Genomic DNA, 20,477 nt, shown 5'->3' on the forward strand with positions numbered 1-20,477 from the left:
ACTGCAAGAGGCCCCCTATGATTCGCACCCTCGCCGCCGCGCTGGTCTTGACCACGACGCAAGCCTTGGCCGACGCACCGCTGGTCGTCACTGATATCGCACCGGTGCACAGCCTTGTCGCGCAGATCATGGAGGGCGTCAGCACGCCCGATCTGATCGTGCCGCCCGGCGCTGACGCGCATCATCTGGCGCTGCGCCCCTCCGACGCGCGCAAGCTGTCGCAGGCGCAGATCGTGATCTGGGTTGGCCCGGCGCTGACGCCGTGGCTGTCGGACCCGCTGGAAACACTGGCCCCCGCAGCGGCGACGCTGACCTTAATGGACATGCCGGGCTGGGCGCATCGCGATCTGATCGGCGGGCATGACCACGGCGCAGATGCCGGCGATACCGACCACGCCATCGATCCCCACGCTTGGCTGGATCCAGAGATCGCAATGATCTGGGTCCGCGCAATCCGCAACACGCTGGTCACGACAGACCCGGAAAACGCGAACACCTATACGGCGAACGCTGGCAACGCGCTGGCAGACCTGATGTCACTGCATGACCGCATCAGCGCCGATTTGGCCGATGTGCCGTCCGGCACATGGATCGCGCCGCATGCGGCCTTTGGCTATTTTACGGACCGTTACGGCGTGCCCGCAGCCGAGGCGATTTCCGACAGCGATGCAGAGACCCCCGGCCCCGCCCATCTGGCAGAGCTGCGCGCATTGGTCGAAGCGGGCACCGTCACCTGCGTCATGTCCGAAACCAACGGGCCGACGGACTATGCGGATTTGCTGACCGATGGCACCGATGCGCGCACCGGGATTATTGACGACACCGGCATGGCGCTTGATCCCGGTCCCGCATTGTATGGTGATCTGCTGACCGGGATCGCGGCGCAGCTTAAGGCCTGCATCGTGCCCTAAGCGCTTCCAAACAGCCCCGTCAGCGCCCGTTGCACTGTGCCAGTGACCGACGGGCGCTTGAGCGCTTGGAAAGGCAGCGGGCGGCACACCTCTATCGCGGCGATGCCGACGCGGGCGGTCAGGGCACCGTTCACGACGCCTTCGCCAAAGCGGCGGGACACTTTGGACAAAAGCCCGCCGCCCGCGACGGAATGGATCAGATCGTCGCCCACGGCCACAGCGCCGGTTGCGACCAGATGCGTCAGCACAGTGCGGACCAGCCGCAAGCTGCCCAGCGTGCCAGAGCGTCCGCCATAAATCTCGGCGATGCGGCGGATCATTCGCAGGTTCGACGTCAACGCCGTGAACACATCCGCCAGCGCCAGCGGCACGACGGCCGTCACGACTGCGACTTGCCGTGCGGCGGCCTGCACCTCTGCCACGGCGCGCGCGTCAAGGGGTTCCAGCAGGCTGCGTTCCGCAAGATCAAGCAGCCCGTCAGCGTCCATGATTTCCGGCGCGCGTTCAGCCAATTGCTGGCGGCCCCATGTCGTATCGGGGCGGCCTGCATAAAGCTGGGTCAAATGGTCCACCACCTTGCGCGCCATCGGCAGGTCGGCCCCGGCGTGGGCTTTGGCAGCCTCGACTTGGACACGGTCGATGCGGCGCAGGCGGCTAAAGGCCGACAGTTCGCGCAGGGCAATCGCCAGCAGGACGCAGCAAAAGATGATCAGCAGCGCACTAAAGGCCATGCCAAGAAACGGGTTACTGGCGATCAACCCGGTGACGAAATTCCACGCCGCCAGCGACACCATAAACCCGATGATGCTGATCAGCAGCGACCAGAACCATTTGCCCAGCGGCGACGACCTACGCGCGGCCAGTGCGGCGACCTTTTGCATTGCAGCCCCCTGCGGGGCGTCGTCCAAAATGATTGGCGCTGTGGCGGGCGTGATATCGGATGCCTCTTCGAGGTCGATCAGCACGGGGCGTTTCACAACAGGTCTCCGATCAGGAATTCCGCGGCCTTATCCAGCCGGATATGCGGCGGGCCTTCGCCGGGGCGCAGGGTCAGCGGCGCAGGGGCAAAGCGCATGATTTTATAATCACCGCTGCCCCAATCGGCAGCGCCTGCCCGCGCGGGGGCTAGCAGATGCTGCGGATCGGTGGGCAAAGCGCCGGGATAAAACGCGGCCTGTTTGCCGGTATCAAGCAACCGCCCGCGCACAACATCCAGCGGCCCGTCGCGGTGATCGACAGTTTCTTCAACCGTGGTGCGTAGGGCGGCGATGGACATCGCTTGGGTCTGCGCGCCTGCGAAATCGGCGCGGTCTTTCGCCTCGCGCAGCAAGGCCTGCGTGATCGCGGTCAGCTGCGGATGCTGGGTGTGGTGCAAATGGTCAGCCTTGGTCGCGGCAAAAAGGATCTTTTCCACCCGCCGGCCAGAGAAGATGCGGCTGATAAAATTGTTGCGTCCGGGGTTAAACGCGCCAAGGATTTCCGCCATCGCCGTGCGCAGATCGTCCAGCGCACGCGGGCCATTATGGATCGCGCCCAGCACATCGACCAGCACGACCTGTCTATCAATGCGTGCAAAATGATCGCGAAAGAACGGCTGTACGACGTTTTTCTTGTAGGATTCGAACCTGCGCGCCAATTCTCGCCCCAAAGTGCCACGCGCGAAATCGGTGCCCGGTAGCGGGGCAAAGGTCAGCACCGGGCTGCCTGCCAGATCGCCGGGCAACAGGAACCGGCCCGGCGTGCAGTCGGAATATCCCGCCGCGCGCGACGCGTTCAGGTGCGCGGTATAGGCCTGCGCCAGCGCCTTGGCGGCGGGCTCTTCCAGCGGCCCCGCCGCGTCCGTTTGCGCGACCAGCGCCAGATAGTCATCCCCAAGCGGCCGCCCGGCGCAGCGGGCCAGCGCGCCCTTGGACCAATCTGCATAGCTTTGATCCAGCAGGCCAAGGTCCAGCAACCATTCGCCGGGGTAATCGACGATATCCAGATGCACGGTCCGCACGCCCTGCAGGCCCGCCATAAACCCGGTTGGCTGCACCTTAAACGACAACCGCAGTTCCGAGATTTGGCGCGTGCCGTCGGGCCATTTTGGATCGGTGGCGGTCAGTTGCGACAGGTAAGTCTCATAATCAAAGCGCGGCAGCGTGTCGTCGGGCTGCGGCTGCAAATACGCCATCTGGATCGCACCGCTGGCAGCAGCGCGCAGTTGCGGCATGCGGCCCCGGTCCATCAGGTTCGCCACGAGCGAGGTGATAAAAACAGTCTTGCCCGCGCGCGATAGCCCCGTCACGCCAAGGCGGATCACCGGATCACTGAACGGCGCAGTAATTGGCCGGGTGACCGCCCCCGCTGCATTGCCCACGCCCCGCATGATGCCTTCGGTAATGTCAAACAGGCCCACGCGCTGCCCCTTCTGCCTTGGTTGATCGACAGATAGGGCCCAAAGCTTGCCTTGGGTAGGGATTGATTTTGTGCAAAGCGCGGCCTAAGTCCGCGCCATGCCACGCTATGCCATGAAAATCGAATATGACGGCACCCCGTTTTCCGGCTGGCAACGGCAGGTAGACCGCCCGTCCGTGCAGGGCGCGATCGAGTCCGCCTTGGCCAAAATTCAGCCCGGGCCCCATACCATCGGCGCCGCGGGGCGCACGGATGCGGGCGTGCATGCGGTGGGGCAAGTGGCCCATTGCGACCTGACGCGCGACTGGGACCCGTTCCGTTTGTCAGAGGCGGTGAATTATCACCTAAAGCCTTTGCCCGTCGCCATCACGGATTGCGCGCGGGTCGATGACGACTGGCACGCCCGCTTTACGGCGACAGAGCGGCGCTATTTATTTCGCCTTGCGGCCCGCCGCGCACCACTGGCGCTGGATGCCGGGCGGATGTGGCAGGTCAAGCTGCCGCTGGACGCAGCCGCCATGCAGGAAGGCGCGGATCATCTGCTGGGCCTGCATGATTTCACCACCTTCCGCGCCGCGATGTGCCAGGCGGACAGCCCGCTGCGTACGCTGGACGAGCTGCGGGTCGAAGAAGTTCCGGCCCACACGGGCCAGATGTTCCACATCCACGTCCGCGCCCGGTCATTCCTGCACAATCAGGTCCGCAGCTTTGTCGGCACGCTTGAACGCGTTGGCAGCGGGCATTGGCAACCTGAACAGGTAAAAACTGCACTAGAGGCCCGCGATCGCACCGCGTGCGGGCCGGTTTGCCCGCCGCAGGGCCTGTACCTTGCGGCTGTGACCTATCCCGATGATCCTTTTGTTTAAGCGTTAAACCGCCCAAGCGCTGCTGCCTGTATCAATCTGTTGCCGCTGCGTTAACAAAGTCGCGCAAAACCTGCGCCAGATAGAGCTTCAGACCACAGGTTTATTTGCGTTTGTTTCGTGATACGCTACAACAACCCCAACGACGACAGGGGATGCAGTGTGACGTTTAAACAGATCAGTTGGACTGCTGTCCTTTTTTTAACGACTGCCACAGCCGCCACCCCGCAAGACGTATCTTTGAACGCGCCCGGCGCGGATGATAGCCTGCTGACCTTGCTAAAAGATGCGTCGCTGTCGCGCAGTGTTAGCGACGAAGAAGACCCCCAGCCGCAGGATTATGTCGCCGCCGCCCGCGCAGATTATCGCCGCTTGCTGACCGCGCTTTATGCGGCCGGATATTACAGCGGCACCATCTCGATCAAAGTGAACGGGACCGAGGCTGCGAACCTTGCGCCGCTAGCCGCGCCAGAACAGATCGACACCATCGACATCGCGGTCGATCCCGGCCCGCTTTTCACCTTTGGTGTCGCATCCGTCGCGCCGCTGGCCCCCGGCACCGAACTGCCCGAAGGCTTTGCCACGGGCGAGGATGCAAAGGCCGATGTGATCCGCCAAGCCAGCAGCAACGCCCGCACCGCATGGCGCAATCAAGGTTACGCCAAGGTCGAAGCGGCTGGTCAGCAGATCGTCGCGCGGCATAACGACAACGAACTAGACGCCAGCGTCACCATCGCGCCGGGGCCAAAGCTGACCTTTGGCGCGCTAACCGTCACCGGCAACGACAAGGTGCGCACAAGCGCCATCACCCGCATCGCAGGTCTGCCCACGGGCGAAGTTTACGACCCAGAAGAGCTGACAGAATCCGCGCGCCGCCTGCGCGAAACGGGGGCCTTCGATAGTGTTGCCTTGACCGAAGCCGACGATATCGGCCCCAACGACACCCTGCCGATCACGGTGGCCATCGCTGAAAGCAAGCCGCGCCGCATTGGCGTCGGTCTGGAATATTCCACTGTCGAAGGCATCCGCACATCCGCCTATTGGATGCACCGCAACTTCTTTGGCGGCGCGGAAAATCTGCGCTTTGACGCAGAGGTCGCAGGCATCGGCGGCGGGACGGGCGGCATCGACTATAGCCTGTCCACTGCGCTAAAAATCCCCGCCATCTATGGCCCGGACACCGACCTGACCGCCACGGCCGAAATCAGCCGCGAGGACGAGCCTGATTACCTGATCGACAGCGCCAGCACCGAAGTCTTGGTCAGCCGTCTGATCACCAAAGATCTGGAAATCGAAGGCGGTTTCGGCCTGCTGACCGCGAAAGAGGTCACAGATCTGGGCACGCGCAACTATACGCTGCTGACCGCGCCGCTGTCCGTCACCTATGACAAGCGCGACAGCGAAACGAACGCCAAGAACGGCTATTACATCAAGGCCACAGGTACGCCGTTCCTGTCCGTCGCAGGCGGGTCCAGCGGCGCGCGGGGCTATCTGGACGGGCGCGGCTATTACAGCTTTGGCACCGACGATCGCTTTACCATCGCGGCGCGCGGCCAAGTCGGCACGCTGATCGGGACGGACGAAGCCGACGCGCCTGCCGACTATCTATTTTACTCTGGCGGCAGCGGCACGGTGCGCGGCGAGGGGTATAAATCCTTAGGCCTTGACCAGACCGTCGACGGCGAAACCGTCACCACGGGCGGCACGTCCTTTGCGGGTGCCCAGCTAGAGGCGCGGGTCGGGATCACCGATGCGATCAGTGTCGTGGGCTTTTACGATTACGGCTATGTGGGGGGCAGCGCGACGCCGCTGACCGACGGCGCGGACCAGTCCGGCGTCGGGCTTGGCGTGCGCTATGATACGGGCATCGGCCCCATCCGGCTGGACGTGGGCACCCCCGCCAGCGGTGACGATCAGTTTAAATCAGTCGAAGTTTACATTGGTATCGGACAAGCATTTTGAAACATCTCCTTCTTCTGCTGACTCTGCTGACCCTGCCCTTTGCCGCTGTCGCGCAGGATGACGACGGCGAAGGCTATTTGACGCGCCTGATCCAAGACAACCTGTCGGGCGATGACCGGATCGTGGATGTTCAAGGGTTTGAGGGCGCGCTGTCATCCCGCGCCACAGTGGACAAGATCACCGTCGCCGATAGCGAAGGCGTCTGGCTAGAGCTGAACAACGTCGTGCTGGACTGGAACCGCAGTGCCCTACTGCGCGGGCGGATCGACGTGCAGGAACTGACGGCAGAGTTGGTCAAACTGGAACGCGCACCCGTGTCCGATGCCGCGAGCGTCCCCTCGCCAGAGGCGACGCCATTTTCACTGCCCGAACTGCCGGTCGGCATCACGCTCGACACGCTCGACATCGCCCGCATTGAATTGGGCGAGACGTTTTTGGGCGAAGCAGTGGCCCTATCGCTGACCGGATCGGCCAGCCTTGCGAACGGCGAGGGCGAAGCAGATGTGACCGCGACGCGGCTGGACGGGCAGACTGGCGTCTTTGCGATCAACGGCAATTATGACAACGAAAGCAAAGTGCTGGGCCTGAACCTGAACGTCGAAGAAGGCGCGGACGGCATCGTCTCGCGCTTGATGGGTCTGCCGGATCGCCCGTCGCTGAAGCTGGCGATTACAGGCGAGGCCCCGATCAGTGACTTTGCCGCCAATATGTCGTTGGCCACCGACGGCCAAGACCGGATCACTGGTGATTTTGCGTTGAATTCGACCGAAGGTCAGACCGGCTTTGCCCTGAACATCGGCGGCGATCTGACGCCGCTACTGGCCGCCGATTACCAAGGTTTCTTTGGCCCCGACGTGTCCTTGATCGCCGCCGGATCGCTAAGCGATGGGGGCATCTTTTCGCTGTCCAAGCTCGACCTGAAAGCGCAAAGACTGACCCTGACGGGACAGGCGACGATTGGATCATCTGGCTGGCCTGAAACGATCGCCCTGACGGGCAAGATTGCCGATGCCGCAGGCGAACCTGTGTTGCTGCCAATCAGCGGCCCCAAGACATACGTCGACAGCATCGATCTGGCGCTGAACTATGACCAAAGCATCAGCAACGACTGGACCGCCCTGTTCGACATCGAAGGGTTTGACCGCCCCGGTCTAGGGATCGACACCATCGCCCTGAACGGCGGCGGTATTATCGTGAACGGCAATGGCGATGCAAAAGGTGCCCTGACCGCCGACCTGACCTACGCGGCGAGCGGCGTGCAGCTGGACGACGCGGGCGCGGCGCAGGCCTTTGGCGACAGCCTGACCGGGCGTATCGTGCTGAACCGCGACGAGGATCAACCAACGCAGGTCACGACCTTGACCCTCACTGGGCCCGGGATTGAGGTCGGCGCCGATGCCACCGTGCAAGGCGCGAAGGACGGTTTTCGCACGCGCGCGAACGTGGTGCTAGACGCAGAGGCACTGGGACGCTTTTCCACCCTTGCCGGGCGCAATTTGGGCGGCGGCGCGCAGGCGAATATCATCGCGGACGTCACACCGCTCGACGGCCTATTCGACATCCTCCTGAACGCGACGACGCAGGATCTGGCCGTCGATGTGCCGCAACTTGACCCCGTGCTTGCCGGCACCGGCACCGTATCGGTGCAGGCCGTGCGCGACACGGAAGGCACGCGCATCAACGATCTGCTGATTGAGACGCCAGAGGCGACAGTCAGCGCCAATGCCAACATCAGCAGCGGCGTCAGCACCGGCGACTTCGACGTCTCTGTGCAGAATGTCGGGCTGATTGCCGATGGCCTAAGCGGTCCCGCCCGCATCACTGGTACCGCCGATCGCACAGACGCGGGCAATGTGACCTTTGCCGTGAACGGCACCGGACCCCAAACGACATTTGAGGCCACGGGCACCGTTGATCCGTCGGACGAAGGTCAGACGATCAACGCCGTGCTGAACGCGCAGGCCGGCGATCTGTCGCAGTTTTCGCAGATCGCGGGGCGCGATCTGGCGGGCAGCGTGAACCTGACCGTGAACGCCGTGATGCTGTCGGACATGACCCGCTATACGGCAGAAATCAGCGGCACGACCCAAGATTTGCAGACGGGCACGCCGCAGCTTGACCCTTTGCTGACCGGCGCAGGCACGATTGCGGGCGAAGTCGGATATATCGGCGAAGATCGCTATATTATCAAAGGCCTAGACGTGCGTACCCCGCAGCTGTCCCTGACGGCCGACGCCGACGGCGGCATGACCGGGCCACTGACCGCGAATGCCAATGCGCGCATCGCAAACATGGGCCTGATCGCCCCGGGCCTGACCGGACCGCTGACCGTGGCGCTGAACGCAGACCGCGATGACGCAGGCGTCACGGACGCGGTGCTGACGGCAAATGGCCCCGGCACCAATATTAACGCCGACGTCCAGATCGCGGCCCCTGTCGATGATTACCGCCTGACCGGCACGATCAAAGCGGCCGTGGCCGAACTCGCCCCCTATTCGAACCTTGCGGGCCGCACGCTGGGCGGCGGTGTCGATGTGACGTTAGACGGCACTTTGCTGCCGGACCTGAGCCTGTTTGACGTGACGCTGGATGGCAGCACCCGCAGCCTGAAGGTCGATATCCCGCAGGTTGATGCCCTGATGGCAGGCCCCGGCACGATCAGCGGCGGCGCCGCGCGCACAGGGCCCGATGCCTTTGCGCTGACGAACCTTGATATCGCCACACCGCAACTGACCGTGCAGGGCAGCGCCAATGGCGGGCTGACGGGACCGCTGGCTGCTGACATTACCGCACGGCTGAACGACGCGGGCGCGCTGGCGGGCGGGCTGAACGGGCCGCTGGCGATTGACCTGACCGCAGACCGCAACGCGGCGGGCACGGCGCAGGTGAACCTGATGGCCAACGGCTCTGGCGCGGATGTGACGCTGGATGCGCAGGTCGCCCCGCAAGAGGATGATTACCGCATCACAGGCAACCTTGATGCCGCTGTCGCGAACCTTGCCAGCTTTGCTGCGCTGGCGGGTCAGCCGGTGTCAGGCAGCGTGAACCTGACGGCGAATGGCACGCTGCTGCCAGACCTAAGCCAGCTTGACGCGCAACTGAACGCGACAACGGGCAACCTTGCCATCGGCAACAAACAGGTCGACCAGCTGCTGCGCGGCCAGGGGCGGATCGTGCTGGATGCGGCCAAATCGGGCAGCGACATCACGCTGCGCAGCTTTGATGTGCAGTTCCCGCAACTGACCGCCAGCGGCAACCTGAGCGCCGCAGGCGGCGGCGCGGCCAATGGCACGATTGACGCCCGTCTGGCGGATGTGGGCCTGTTCACGGACGCCTTGTCCGGCCCGGTCACAGCCCAAGGCCAGATCGGCCGCACCGCGGCAGGCGGCTATACCCTGAACATCGACGCCACCGGACCGGGCGGCATTGCAGCCACGGCCAGCGGACAGGTTGCGGGTAACGGCAACCTAGATATCGACGTGAACGGCAGCGCGCCACTGGCACTGGCGAACCCCTTTATCGCGCCGCGCAACATCGACGGGATCACCACCTTTGATCTGTCGGCGAACGGCCCCCCTGCCCTATCGTCGGTGACTGGCCAAATCAGCACCACCGGTGCCCGCCTGTCTGCCCCGTCCCTGGGACAGGCACTGGAGGATATCAACGCGACCATCGCCTTGAACGGGGCCAATGCGCAGGTCAATCTGACCGGCAACGTCCAATCCGGCGGCGGCATCGCGATCAGTGGCCCGGTCGCCCTGACCGCACCTTATAACGCCGATCTAACGCTGAACGTGAACGCCGTCGAACTGATCGACCCCGAGCTGTATGAGACTGTCGTGAATGGCCAAATCACCGTCAACGGCGCGCTGACCGGCGGCGCGCGGATTGCAGGTCTGCTGACGCTCGGAGAGACGAACATTCAGGTGCCATCCTCTGGCACCAGCGCCTTGGGCGAATTGCCCGACGTTACCCACCTGAACCCCAGCGCGGCCGTGCGCCTGACGCTGAACCGGGCCGATGTGGCGGTGAATGCGTCAAACACGGCGCAAACAGAAACCGCCAGCGGGCCGGCCTTTCCACTGGACGTGCGGGTCGATGCGCCGAACCGGATCTTCATCCGTGGTCGCGGGCTGGATGCCGAACTGGGCGGCAGCCTGACATTGGGCGGCACGACGGCGAATATCGTGCCCGTCGGTCAATTTGATCTGCAGCGTGGCCGGATCAGCATCCTGCAGCAACGCTTTGATTTGTCCGAAGGTTCTGCCAGCCTGCAAGGTGATTTCATCCCCTACATCCGCCTTGTCGCCACGACAGAGGCAGACACAGGCACGACGATCAACATCATCGTCGAAGGTCCGGCCAACGATCCAGAGGTCACCTTTGAATCGACGCCAAGCCTGCCGCAGGATGAAGTCTTGGCGCAGCTGATCTTTGGCCGCGATATCTCTGAAATCTCGCCTTTGCAGGCGGTCCAACTGGCTGCCGCCGTGGCAGAGCTGGCGGGGCGCGGGGGCGGCGGGCTAATTGACGGCTTCCGCTCTGGCATCGGGCTGGACGATTTCGACGTGACGACGGATGACGAGGGCAACGCGGCGGTGCGGGCCGGAAAATACCTGTCGGATAATATCTATACCGACGTCACGATCGGCAGCGACGGCACGACAGAGATCAACCTGAACCTTGATATCACCGACGAGATTACCGCCAAGGGCACTGCCGGTGCTGACGGCGAGACCAGCGTCGGTATCTTCTTTGAGCGGGATTACTAAGCGCAATTAAGACCCCGCCCTGCGCGGCGGGGCCAGTATCGCACATCTGCTGTGCGCCATATGCTGGCTGCAGACGTGGACACGAGCCCCCGGGCAGCCCATCCTTTGCAAGGCAATTGCCCGTGCAAAGGACCCGGCTGACATGGAAGACCTGACCCTAGAACACCGTACTGGTCTGCCCGACGCGCTGCGCGTTCTGCTAGAGGCCTATCCGCGCCAAGGCTGGACGCAAGACCCCGGCTTTGACGGGTTGATCCGGTTCTGGCTGGACCGTCACCTGATGTTCCGCCGTCTGCTGGCAGAGATGCAGACCGGCACCGAGGGGCTGCTGGACCGCAATGTCGACCCGCAAGCCTTTGCCAAACAGGTGTCGCGCTATGGGGGGATGTTTGTGAATGGTCTGCACGAGCATCACACGATTGAGGACACGCATTATTTCCCAAAGCTGCAAGCCAAAGACAGCCGCGTTGCGCGAGGGTTTGATATTCTGGACGCCGACCATCATGCGCTGGACGGGCATTTGGCCGCCTTTGTGGACAGCGCAAATGGGGTGCTAACGCGGCTGAATGATCGCGCCGCGCTGCAGGACGGGGCCGCAGTGTTCAAGGCGTCATTGAACGACATGGAGCGGCTGTTGAACCGCCACCTGAGCGATGAGGAAGATCTGATTGTGCCTGTCATCCTGCGTTATGGCAGCAGTGATTTAGGCGGGTAATGGTGTGCGAACAGGCGGGGTGAATCTAAGGCCATGGGGGCTTTGCCCCCAAACCCCCAAGGTATTTTTAACCAGAAGAAGTTGGACGCGGCAGGAGCAAGCCAGCCGCGTCCGGTTTTTTGTTAGCGGTTCATCCGGTTTGCGATCAGGTCGTCCACGACTTCCGGTTCGGCCAGGGTTGACGTGTCGCCCAGCGCGCCGAAGTCATTTTCAGCGATCTTGCGCAGGATACGGCGCATGATTTTGCCCGACCGGGTTTTCGGCAGACCCGGCGCGAACTGGATCAGGTCCGGTTTCGCAATCGGGCCGATTTCCGTGCGCACGAAGTCAGACAGTTCTTTGCGCAGCGCGTCTGTCGGCTCTTGCCCCGCCATCAAGGACACATAGGCGTAGATGCCTTGCCCTTTGATTTCATGCGGATACCCGACCACAGCAGCCTCTGACACGGCGGGGTGGGCGACCAAGGCGCTTTCGACCTCTGCCGTGCCCATGCGGTGACCAGAGACGTTGATGACGTCGTCAACGCGGCCGGTGATCCAGTAGTAACCATCCTTATCGCGCCGGCAGCCGTCGCCGGAAAAGAACATGTTCTTGTACTGGCTAAAGTACGTCATTTCGAACCGTTCGTGATCGCCCCAGATGGTGCGCATCTGGCTTGGCCAGCTATCGGCGATGCAAAGCACGCCTTCCGCCTCAATCGTTTCAATCTCGATCCCGGTTTCGGGTTCTAGCACGACCGGCCTGATGCCGAAGAACGGATGCGTCGCCGACCCCGGCTTGGTCGATGTCGCGCCGGGCAGCGGTGTCAGCAAATGGCCGCCGGTTTCGGTCTGCCACCACGTGTCAACGATTGGCACTTTGCCCTTGCCGACGACGTCGTGGTACCAATTCCACGCCTCTGGATTGATCGGCTCGCCGACCGTGCCCAGCACCTTAAGTGCGGAAAGGTCGTACTTTTCGACGAACTCATTCCCCTTGCCCATCAGCGCGCGAATGGCGGTGGGGGCGGTGTAGAATTGGTTCACCTTATGCTCTTCGCAGACCTGCCAGAACCGGCCCGCGTCAGGATAGGTTGGAACGCCTTCGAACATCAGCGTCGTGGCTCCGTTCGCAAGCGGGCCGTAGATGATATAGCTGTGGCCCGTGACCCAGCCGACGTCCGCCGTGCACCAGAACACTTCGCCATCGTGGTAATCAAAGGTGTATTGGTGCGTCATGGACGCATAAACCAGATAGCCGCCCGTTGTGTGCACAACGCCCTTTGGCTGCCCGGTCGAGCCGGAAGTGTAGAGGATGAACAGCGGATCTTCGGCGTTCATCTCCTCTGGCGGGCAGTCGGGGCTGACCTTTGCTTCCAGCTCGTGCAGCCAATGGTCGCGGCCGTCCTTCATGGTGATATCGCCGCCGGTGCGCTGAACGACCAGCATCGACGTGTCGGTCGTGATCTTCTCGAATGCCTTGTCGGCATTCACTTTCAGCGGGGTATTGCGGCCGCCGCGCGGGGCCTCGTCTGCCGTGATGACGACCTTGGCCTCTGACCCATTCACGCGGGCCGCCAAAGCATCAGCAGAGAAGCCCGCGAAGACGACAGAGTGGATCGCCCCGATCCGCGCGCAGGCGAGCATCGCATAGGCTGCCTGCGGGATCATCGGCAGATAGATCACGACGCGGTCGCCTTTGCCGACGCCCAACTCTTTTAGAACGTTGGCGAATTTCGACACATGCGCATGCAGCTGCGTATAGGTGATATGCTGCGATCCGTCCGTCGGGCTGTCGGGTTCCCAGATAATTGCGGTCTGGTCGGGGCGGTCTTTCAGGTGGCGATCGATGCAGTTGGCGGCAACGTTCAAGGTGCCGTCTTCGAACCATTTAATGTCGATATTGCCGGGCGCGAAGCTGGTATTTTTGACCTTGGTATAGGGCTTAATCCAGTCCAGCCGCTTGCCATGCTCACCCCAAAAGGCGTCGGGATCGTGGATCGACGCCTCGTACATCGCCTCGTAGGTGTCCTTATCCGCGTGGGCCTGCTCGGCCATCTGCGCACTTGGCGCGTACATTTTATCGGTCACGTTGGGCCTCCTCCACTGTGCATCATAGCCTGCGACAGGCACGCCCGCCGCACGGCAACCCTCCCGGTTGCCGCCTCCTGATGTGTATAGGGCTTGATTTGAAGCCAAATGCCAAGGTGGCGAAAGGTCGGACGCGCCGCATCTGTAAATCATTTACAAATCCTGCGGCAAAGTTTGTCAACTTTCTTTCCGGGCCGGGCTGGGGTTTCCGCGGCCCACGGTCCAGCCTAAACCGGGCGACATGGACGCAATCATCATCCTTGGCGCAGCTGTTTGGCCGAGCGGCCCCTCGCCCACGTTGCGGCGCCGCGTATTGCACGGGGCGCAGCTGTGGCATGGTGGTGCCGCACCGATCATCGTCGTCTGCGGCGGGTTGGGCCTGCACGCCCCGACCGAGGCTGCCGCGATGGCCAGCCTTCTGGTTGAACAGGGCGTTCCGCCGGATGCGATACTGCAAGAAGATCGCTCCACCACCACGCTTGAGAATATCCAGATGGCCTTGCCGCTGCTGCGACAGGCGGGTGCGCGGCGCGTGCTGATCGTGACCGACATGACCCACGGCCCGCGCGCAGCTTTGGTCGCGCGCCACTTTGGCCTGCACCCGCGTGTCAGCGCGCCGCCCCTGAAAGGCGGCCGCAAACGCACGATCCTGCGCCAAATGGTTCGAGAGTTGGGGGCCTATCCCCTTTACGCGATCCGCCTTAAAGCACGCGGATCAGAGCGCACCGATTAACGCGATCTTAAGACATGTAAACGCAATGTTCCAAGGAACGCTGCGGAGAATCCCATGCTTAAGATCTTGCTTATTGCGATGCTATCGCTGTCCCCCATCGCGGCCGGTGCCGGTGCTTGGGCCCGCGACGAAGGCACGCTTTTCATCGCTGCAGGTGGTAATTTCCTGCTGTCAGACGGGGCAGAGCTGCCGGTCCACTACGACCCCACAGTCTATGCCGAATATGGCCTGACAAAGCGCGTCACGCTTGGCCTTGATGTTTATACCGCAGACAAGGGCCGGATTGCGTCTGCCTTTGGTTTTGCCGCTGTCCCCGTCGGGTCCATCACGGGCGCCAACCGCGCGATGGTGTCGCTTGGCTATGGGTATCGCCTGAATCCCGACACCACGACAGAGGCGCTGATGCGTCTTGGCCTGTCGCTGGGCCGGGGCATGGATCGCGGCTGGCTGTCCGCGGATATGAGCGCGACAATCGGCATGCTGGACACGACGTGGCGGCCAAAGGCTGACTTTACCTATGGCCATATTTGGTCGGATCGCTGGGCAACTACGATGCAGTTGCAGACTGGCATCGGGTATTATGACGACGAATACGTCAAGCTTAACCCGACGATCATTTACACCTTTACCGACAAGATTAAGGTCAACCTAGGGGCCGTCAAGGCGCTGTCCGGTGACGGTGGCAGCGCCTTGAAACTGGAAACTTGGCTGACCTTTTAGACGCTGGGCTTAGGTCGGATTATCCATTCGCACCGTGTAACGGATCGTCCCGCGCATCGCCTGATCGAACACAAACCGCACCGACCGCTGATCCGTGCCATAGTTGTTGTCAGCATAGGGGATCTGGTTCACCACCTGCCCCGCCCCGTTTTGCAAAGGACCATCTGCCGCGATCGCCTCGATGTATCGCGCGCGGCCTAAGAACGGCAGCGACGGTGCCGTCGCCGCAACCCACTGGCTTGACGGCGTGCTTTGCGAATGGCTCAGATACGCCGGGTTGAACACAGGTTCATTCACACCGTGATAGACGTTCGCATCAAACGTGACCTGCCGCGTGCGACCATAATCCAAATTGCCAAAGGTCGTATCAATCGATTCGATGCGGTTGATATTGCCGTTAAAGGTGCGAAAGACGTTACTGACCACCGACAATCCATGCAGGAAATGGTTCGGACCATAGGGCTTGATCACGATATAATTAAAGCCAGAGTTGACGTTGATACAAACAAAGTGGTTGCCCGTCACCGTCAAACCGCCAAAGGAATAGCCCGTCGTAAAGGCCGGATCTGCCTGCGATTCATTCGTCCATTCGATAAAATTGTTGTCGATATAGTTGCCGGTAATGGCAGCGCGACAATTAGGCTGGGTAAAGATCAGACCACCCCGCCGCACGCCGTTATTTTCCGAATCGCCATTAAACCAATGGTTGCCAGTAATCGTGCTGCCACCGCCTTGAATAACGCCAAAATGCTTGAACAAAGACGAGCGATTATCGCGCACCTTCACATCATTCGCATTGGCGTTAAAACTGATCGTTGTGCGATCTTGCACCCGCGCCGATTGTTCGTTGGAAATGAACTGACAGCGGTCAATCATCATGCCCTGACAGCCATTGCCGGGGCTTGAAATGCCGCGATCCTTGGGTTTGGTGAAAAAACAATCTCGCACATGAAACGTCAGGCCCTGCGGAGCCAAAATAATCGCGCTGGCCTGCCCGTCACACTGAAATTCCACGTCATCAATCACGAACTGCGACAGGCTGGCATAGCCGGAAAAATCCAGCAGATACTTGAACCTGCGGAAGGTAAACGTCTGCGTGCCCGCCGCATCATATAGCCCGCTGCTGATCTGCAAGGTGCGCGCCCCGACGTTCTTGGACGTGACATAAACCTCGCGCCCGACACCGCTGCCCAGCACCAACGATCCAACAGCGATATTCGCCACATTCGTCACATTGGTCAGCGTATTGGCATTTCCCGGGCTATACGTCGCCTGCGAGGTGACGTTTTCCGTATTCCAAGCAGAGCCAGCAGCGGGCTGAAACTGGCCATTGCGAATAACGCGCCGCGTGGCAAAGCTGGTGCGCGACGGATCGCAGGCCTGCATATCCACAGGTTCGCGCAATGTGACCCGCCGCCCGTTCATATCCAGCGATTCGTGGTCCGAGAAATTTAATAGCGCCTGATATGCCTTCTTAAAGGCAAGTTCTTCATCCTCGAAGGCGTCAACATAGGTCTGATAGTTGAAATCTTTTTGCAAGATAAACCGCTTGTCAGCAGTCTGCGTCACCCGCCCGACAAAGCGAATGCGGCTTTGGATCGATACATCCTGCCCCATTTTATAAACGCCTTCGGACACGATAATTTCCCGCCCCTGCGCAGCTGTATCAGCCGCCTCAAAGGCTGCGGAATCGTCCGCCACGTTATTACCGATCGCGCCGTAATCGCGCACATCGACGCTGCCCAGCATGTCGGGCAAAAACGCGACCGTGTAATCCTCGATCGTGATGTCGTCGATCCGCACCAACCCGCCGCTAGGGCCCGTCAGATCAAGTCCGAAATGACCGTAATTGGCGTTCGGCCAGACCAGATCCACCCCGGTGCGATCGCCAATCCCGACAATCGCACTGACCTCGACGACCGCACCATAGGTCGTCAGCGTGGTCTGCGGCCCGACAGAGGTCGGAACAGACGCCGCACTGCCGCCATTGCGCGCCGCATATCCGGCAATGCGCACGTTCGGCAGCGGTCCGGCCACCGCTTTGACGCGCGCGGTGATCCGCAGATAACAGCCCGGCAGAATAGGCGTCTCGCCCATATAGCGGACCTTTTGCACGGTGCTGGTCTTTTGCACCTCGAGGCAGCCGCCAAAGTCCTGATCTGACGCCACAAAAACGCCAGTGCCGCTGGTGGCATAGGTATCACTGCCCGGCGTGCCATCGCCGCTGGACCACACCCCAAGCCCTGCTGCAAACGGCAGTGGCTGAAACACGATTCCGTCCGTAATTGCCTTGTTCATCATTCATCCCTTTGCCGGTGGGATGATGTGCAGGCCAAACGCCCTGCCCTGCGGCACCACCCCGTTCATCGCTGTCCGGCACGCGCCGGGCACTGCGAAACGGGATATGGTCTAGGGATGAACCGCCGCTGATAGCAGCGTCACGCAGCACCTGCGCGCGGCGCAACACCCATCAGACGCCGACATCAGGGGGCGGCAGCAGGGACACGCCGTCAATCTTCCAGCCCTGCGCGGTTTGGATCATGGCATATTCCAGCACATGCAGCGCGCCATTGGTGTCCTGCACCATGACCTGTTGGTAAATGCGTCCGTCCACCTCGCGCTGCGCCATGAACTTGGCGGCGGAGTTATCCCAGACCATCGGATAGCCTTCGCTAACCATCACGCCAAAATTTCCGGGATTGCCGAACATGCCTTGGATCATCGGGCTGGCAAAGGTCCACGCCAGATCAACGTCGCGCGCATTGAACGCATCCAGTTGCTGGCGGATGATATCTTGCAGGGGCAACTGCTCGACCTGCGCGGCAGGGGGCGTATCCTGCGCCAACGCAGGCACCCCCCAGCCCATCATTAAAATCAGCACAAATCGCATGGCCGTCCTCCACCGCATGATGTCCAGTTTGAACAATCACGCGGCGAAGGGGTGAAAAGTTTCGCCTTTAGCCCTGCTGCAATTCGCCGCGTAGCGCGGATTCGATCAGCGCAATCGTCTCGTCCACACCGTAAAGCGCGATGAAACCGCCAAAACGCGGCCCTTGGCTTGCGCCCAGCAACACCTCGTAAAGCGCCGTGAACCAGTCGCGCAGCGGCTCGAAGCCATGCGCCTTGCCGACAGCAAAGACTTCGGACTGCAGCGCCTCTGCATCCAGCCCGCCGTCCCACACCTTCAGACGCGCGACCAGATCCTCTAGCGCGGCGCGTTCCACATCAGTTGCGGCACGGAACACCTTGGTCGGCTTCACAAAATCATTGTAATACCGGACCGCAAAGCCTGCCGCCTGATCCATCTGCGGGTTCGCCTCGGGCGATGCATCCGGCGCATAGCGCTGGATAAAGCCCCACAGCTTGTCCTTGCTCTCAGCGCTCGACACGGACGCAAGGTTCAGCAGCATCGCGAATGGCACAACCATATCCGACGCTGGCACATTATGGCCGTGGATATGGAACACCGGGTTATTCAACCGTGCCGCATCGTCCTGCGTTTCATAGGCGCGCAGCTGCTGATGATACTCGTCCACCGCCTTCGGAATTACATCAAAATGCATCCGCTTTGCGGTCTTTGGCTTCAGGTACATGAAATATGACAGCGATTCCGTCGCCGCATAGGTCAGCCATTCATCAATCGTCAGACCATTGCCGCTGGTCTTACTGATCTTGTGACCATCCGCATCCAGAAACAGTTCATAGGTGAAATGCTCTGGCGCACGCCCGCCCAGCACGCGGCAGATGCCGTCATAGATCGCCGTATTGGTCGCGTGGTCTTTGCCATACATCTCGAAATCGACGCCCAGCGCAGCCCAGCGCGCGCCAAAATCCGGCTTCCACTGCAGTTTGCAATTACCGCCTGTGACGCTGACCGTATGCTCGGTCCCGTCCTCGTCATCAAAGGTGATCATACCATCCTTCGTGACGTTCTTCATCGGCACATACAGCACCCGCCCGGTCGTTGGGCTGATCGGCAAGAAGCAAGAATAGGTCGCGCGCCGCTCTTCGCGCAACGATTTCAACATGATCGCCATGATGTCGTCATAGCGCTCTGCCGCGCGCAGCAGGATCGCGTCCATTTTACCGCTTTGGTAATATTCGGTCGCGCTGGCGAATTCGTATTCAAACCCAAAGGTATTCAGGAAATTCTGCAGCCGCGCATTCATATGCGCGCCAAAGCTGGCATGCGTGCCGAACGGATCAGGCACTGCCGTCAGCGGGCGCTGCATAAACGGCTCTAGCGCCGCCGGATCAGGCACATTGCCGGGGATCTTGCGCATCCCGTCCATATCGTCGGAAAAGCACAAAAGCTTGGTCGGAATATCGCTGATAATCTCGAACGCACGACGGATCATCGTCGTCCGACCAACTTCGCCAAAGGTGCCGATATGCGGCAGGCCGGATGGGCCATAGCCGGTTTCGAACAAGACATAACCGCTTTCTGGGGGCTGTTTTTCGTACCGTTTGAGCACGCGGCGCGCCTCTTCGAACGGCCAGGCCTTCGATGTCATCGCTGCGTCACGCAATGTGCTCATGTTTTCACTCACTTCATGGTATACGGCCCCCATTGGCCGGATCTTGCGCATCCCTATTGCGACAGCGCAGGCCCGTCAATAAATGGGACGTTCAAGACATAAAAGGACAGGGCATATGGTCACCGATTCAATGACACCGCAGGACGCGCTTGCGGCGTTGATGATCACCGTTTCAGCCTCTGACGGCGAGATGCGCACGTCGGAACTGATTAAGATTAACTCGACGATCAACAACCTGCCGATCTTTTCCGATTACGACGCCGACCGCCTCCCCCGCGTGACCAGCATGGTCATGGACCTGCTGGATCAAGACGACGGGCTAGAGGCGCTATTTGGCCTGATCCGCGACACCCTGCCAGAGCGCCTGTTCGAGACAGCTTACGCGCTGTCCTGCGACGTAGCTGCCGCCGATGGCAAGATCGGCGCGACCGAAGGGCGCATGCTCGAAGAGATCCGCGACGAGCTGGAACTTGACCGTTTGCACGCTGCCGCAATCGAACGCGGATCGCGCGCACGGCATATGACGCTTTAAGCATTTGGGAACTTTTGGGGCGCTCTCCCGGTTGTCATCACAATTGATGACTGCCTCAAAGGAATAACCCATGGAATACGGCCTCTTCGGTCTCATCGTCCTGATCGCCGACCTTTACGCGATCTACCAAGTGCTGACCTCTGGCACGACAACCCTGTCCAAGATCCTCTGGACCCTTGCCATCCTGATCCTGCCAATCCTTGGCTTCTTGGTCTGGCTGGTGGCTGGCCCACGCGGCTCTTCCGTCCGGGTCTGACCCAGCGGC

15 protein-coding genes are annotated in these 20,477 nt (G+C 61.3%); 9 read left to right on the top strand and 6 right to left on the bottom strand.

Features of this window, described 5'->3' with window-relative positions:
* Positions 1 to 17: 17 nt before the first annotated feature.
* Positions 18 to 911 (top strand): zinc ABC transporter substrate-binding protein, encoded by an 894-nt coding sequence (locus BM131_RS05480; protein ID WP_090186758.1) that lies wholly within the window; start codon positions 18 to 20, stop codon positions 909 to 911.
* Here BM131_RS05480 and BM131_RS05485 read toward each other — a convergent pair.
* Together BM131_RS05485 and BM131_RS05490 are read right to left on the bottom strand one after the other, a co-directional pair.
* Positions 908 to 1,888, bottom strand: coding sequence for a YcjF family protein (locus BM131_RS05485; RefSeq protein WP_245754142.1), 981 nt, complete (start codon positions 1,886 to 1,888; stop codon positions 908 to 910). The genes BM131_RS05480 and BM131_RS05485 overlap by 4 nt on opposite strands.
* Positions 1,885 to 3,279 carry a YcjX family GTP-binding protein gene (locus tag BM131_RS05490; protein WP_090187169.1) on the bottom strand — a complete coding sequence of 465 codons (1,395 nt, stop codon included), beginning with the start codon at positions 3,277 to 3,279 and terminating at the stop codon, positions 1,885 to 1,887. The genes BM131_RS05485 and BM131_RS05490 overlap by 4 nt, the downstream gene beginning before the upstream one ends.
* A gap of 127 nt (positions 3,280 to 3,406) precedes the next feature.
* Between BM131_RS05490 and truA the strand changes: the two genes are divergently transcribed.
* The 4 genes from truA (at position 3,407) to BM131_RS05510 (ending at position 11,620) form a co-directional block, all read left to right on the top strand.
* Positions 3,407 to 4,174, top strand: a complete 768-nt coding sequence (truA, locus tag BM131_RS05495; RefSeq protein WP_090186764.1) for a tRNA pseudouridine(38-40) synthase TruA — start codon at positions 3,407 to 3,409, stop codon at positions 4,172 to 4,174.
* A gap of 237 nt (positions 4,175 to 4,411) precedes the next feature.
* A complete protein-coding gene (locus tag BM131_RS05500) occupies positions 4,412 to 6,133 on the top strand; it encodes an autotransporter assembly complex protein TamA (protein ID WP_245754143.1) in 1,722 nt (573 codons plus the stop codon).
* A complete protein-coding gene (locus BM131_RS05505) occupies positions 6,130 to 10,905 on the top strand; it encodes a translocation/assembly module TamB domain-containing protein (protein WP_090186766.1) in 4,776 nt (1,591 codons plus the stop codon). Before BM131_RS05500 ends, BM131_RS05505 begins: the two co-directional genes overlap by 4 nt.
* A 142-nt stretch (positions 10,906 to 11,047) precedes the next feature.
* Positions 11,048 to 11,620: a hemerythrin domain-containing protein gene (locus BM131_RS05510; protein WP_090186771.1), complete on the top strand. Its 573-nt coding sequence runs from the start codon at positions 11,048 to 11,050 to the stop codon at positions 11,618 to 11,620.
* Positions 11,621 to 11,742: 122 nt separating this feature from the next.
* On the opposite strand, the gene acs is transcribed toward BM131_RS05510, so the two are convergent.
* On the bottom strand, positions 11,743 to 13,677 hold the full coding sequence (acs, locus tag BM131_RS05515) for an acetate--CoA ligase (RefSeq protein ID WP_090187176.1): 1,935 nt from the start codon (positions 13,675 to 13,677) through the stop codon (positions 11,743 to 11,745).
* A 253-nt stretch (positions 13,678 to 13,930) separates the two neighbouring features.
* Between acs and BM131_RS05520 the strand changes: the two genes are divergently transcribed.
* Positions 13,931 to 14,422, top strand: a complete 492-nt coding sequence (locus tag BM131_RS05520; RefSeq protein WP_090186774.1) for a YdcF family protein — start codon at positions 13,931 to 13,933, stop codon at positions 14,420 to 14,422.
* A 54-nt stretch (positions 14,423 to 14,476) separates the two neighbouring features.
* On the top strand, positions 14,477 to 15,142 hold the full coding sequence (locus tag BM131_RS05525) for a hypothetical protein (protein ID WP_090186777.1): 666 nt from the start codon (positions 14,477 to 14,479) through the stop codon (positions 15,140 to 15,142).
* 9 nt (positions 15,143 to 15,151) lie between these two features.
* Here BM131_RS05525 and BM131_RS05530 read toward each other — a convergent pair whose 3' ends face one another.
* The 3 genes from BM131_RS05530 to BM131_RS05540 form a co-directional block, all read right to left on the bottom strand.
* The gene (locus BM131_RS05530; protein ID WP_090186779.1) at positions 15,152 to 17,440 is read right to left on the bottom strand and encodes a hypothetical protein; all 2,289 of its coding nucleotides are present in this window, start codon (positions 17,438 to 17,440) and stop codon (positions 15,152 to 15,154) included.
* A gap of 172 nt (positions 17,441 to 17,612) precedes the next feature.
* The gene (locus BM131_RS05535) at positions 17,613 to 18,032 is read right to left on the bottom strand and encodes a DUF4864 domain-containing protein (protein ID WP_090186782.1); all 420 of its coding nucleotides are present in this window, start codon (positions 18,030 to 18,032) and stop codon (positions 17,613 to 17,615) included.
* Positions 18,033 to 18,099: 67 nt separating this feature from the next.
* On the bottom strand, positions 18,100 to 19,680 hold the full coding sequence (locus BM131_RS05540) for a lysine--tRNA ligase (protein WP_090187179.1): 1,581 nt from the start codon (positions 19,678 to 19,680) through the stop codon (positions 18,100 to 18,102).
* Positions 19,681 to 19,795: 115 nt separating this feature from the next.
* Between BM131_RS05540 and BM131_RS05545 the strand changes: the two genes are divergently transcribed.
* Both BM131_RS05545 and BM131_RS05550 read left to right on the top strand, forming a co-directional pair.
* Complete coding sequence (locus tag BM131_RS05545) at positions 19,796 to 20,212, top strand: tellurite resistance TerB family protein (protein ID WP_090186784.1); 417 nt, start codon at positions 19,796 to 19,798, stop codon at positions 20,210 to 20,212.
* Positions 20,213 to 20,282: 70 nt separating this feature from the next.
* Positions 20,283 to 20,468: a PLD nuclease N-terminal domain-containing protein gene (locus tag BM131_RS05550; RefSeq protein ID WP_090186787.1), complete on the top strand. Its 186-nt coding sequence runs from the start codon at positions 20,283 to 20,285 to the stop codon at positions 20,466 to 20,468.
* Positions 20,469 to 20,477: the final 9 nt, after the last annotated feature.

Source organism: Loktanella salsilacus (genome assembly GCF_900114485.1).
Taxonomy (GTDB): domain Bacteria; phylum Pseudomonadota; class Alphaproteobacteria; order Rhodobacterales; family Rhodobacteraceae; genus Loktanella; species Loktanella salsilacus.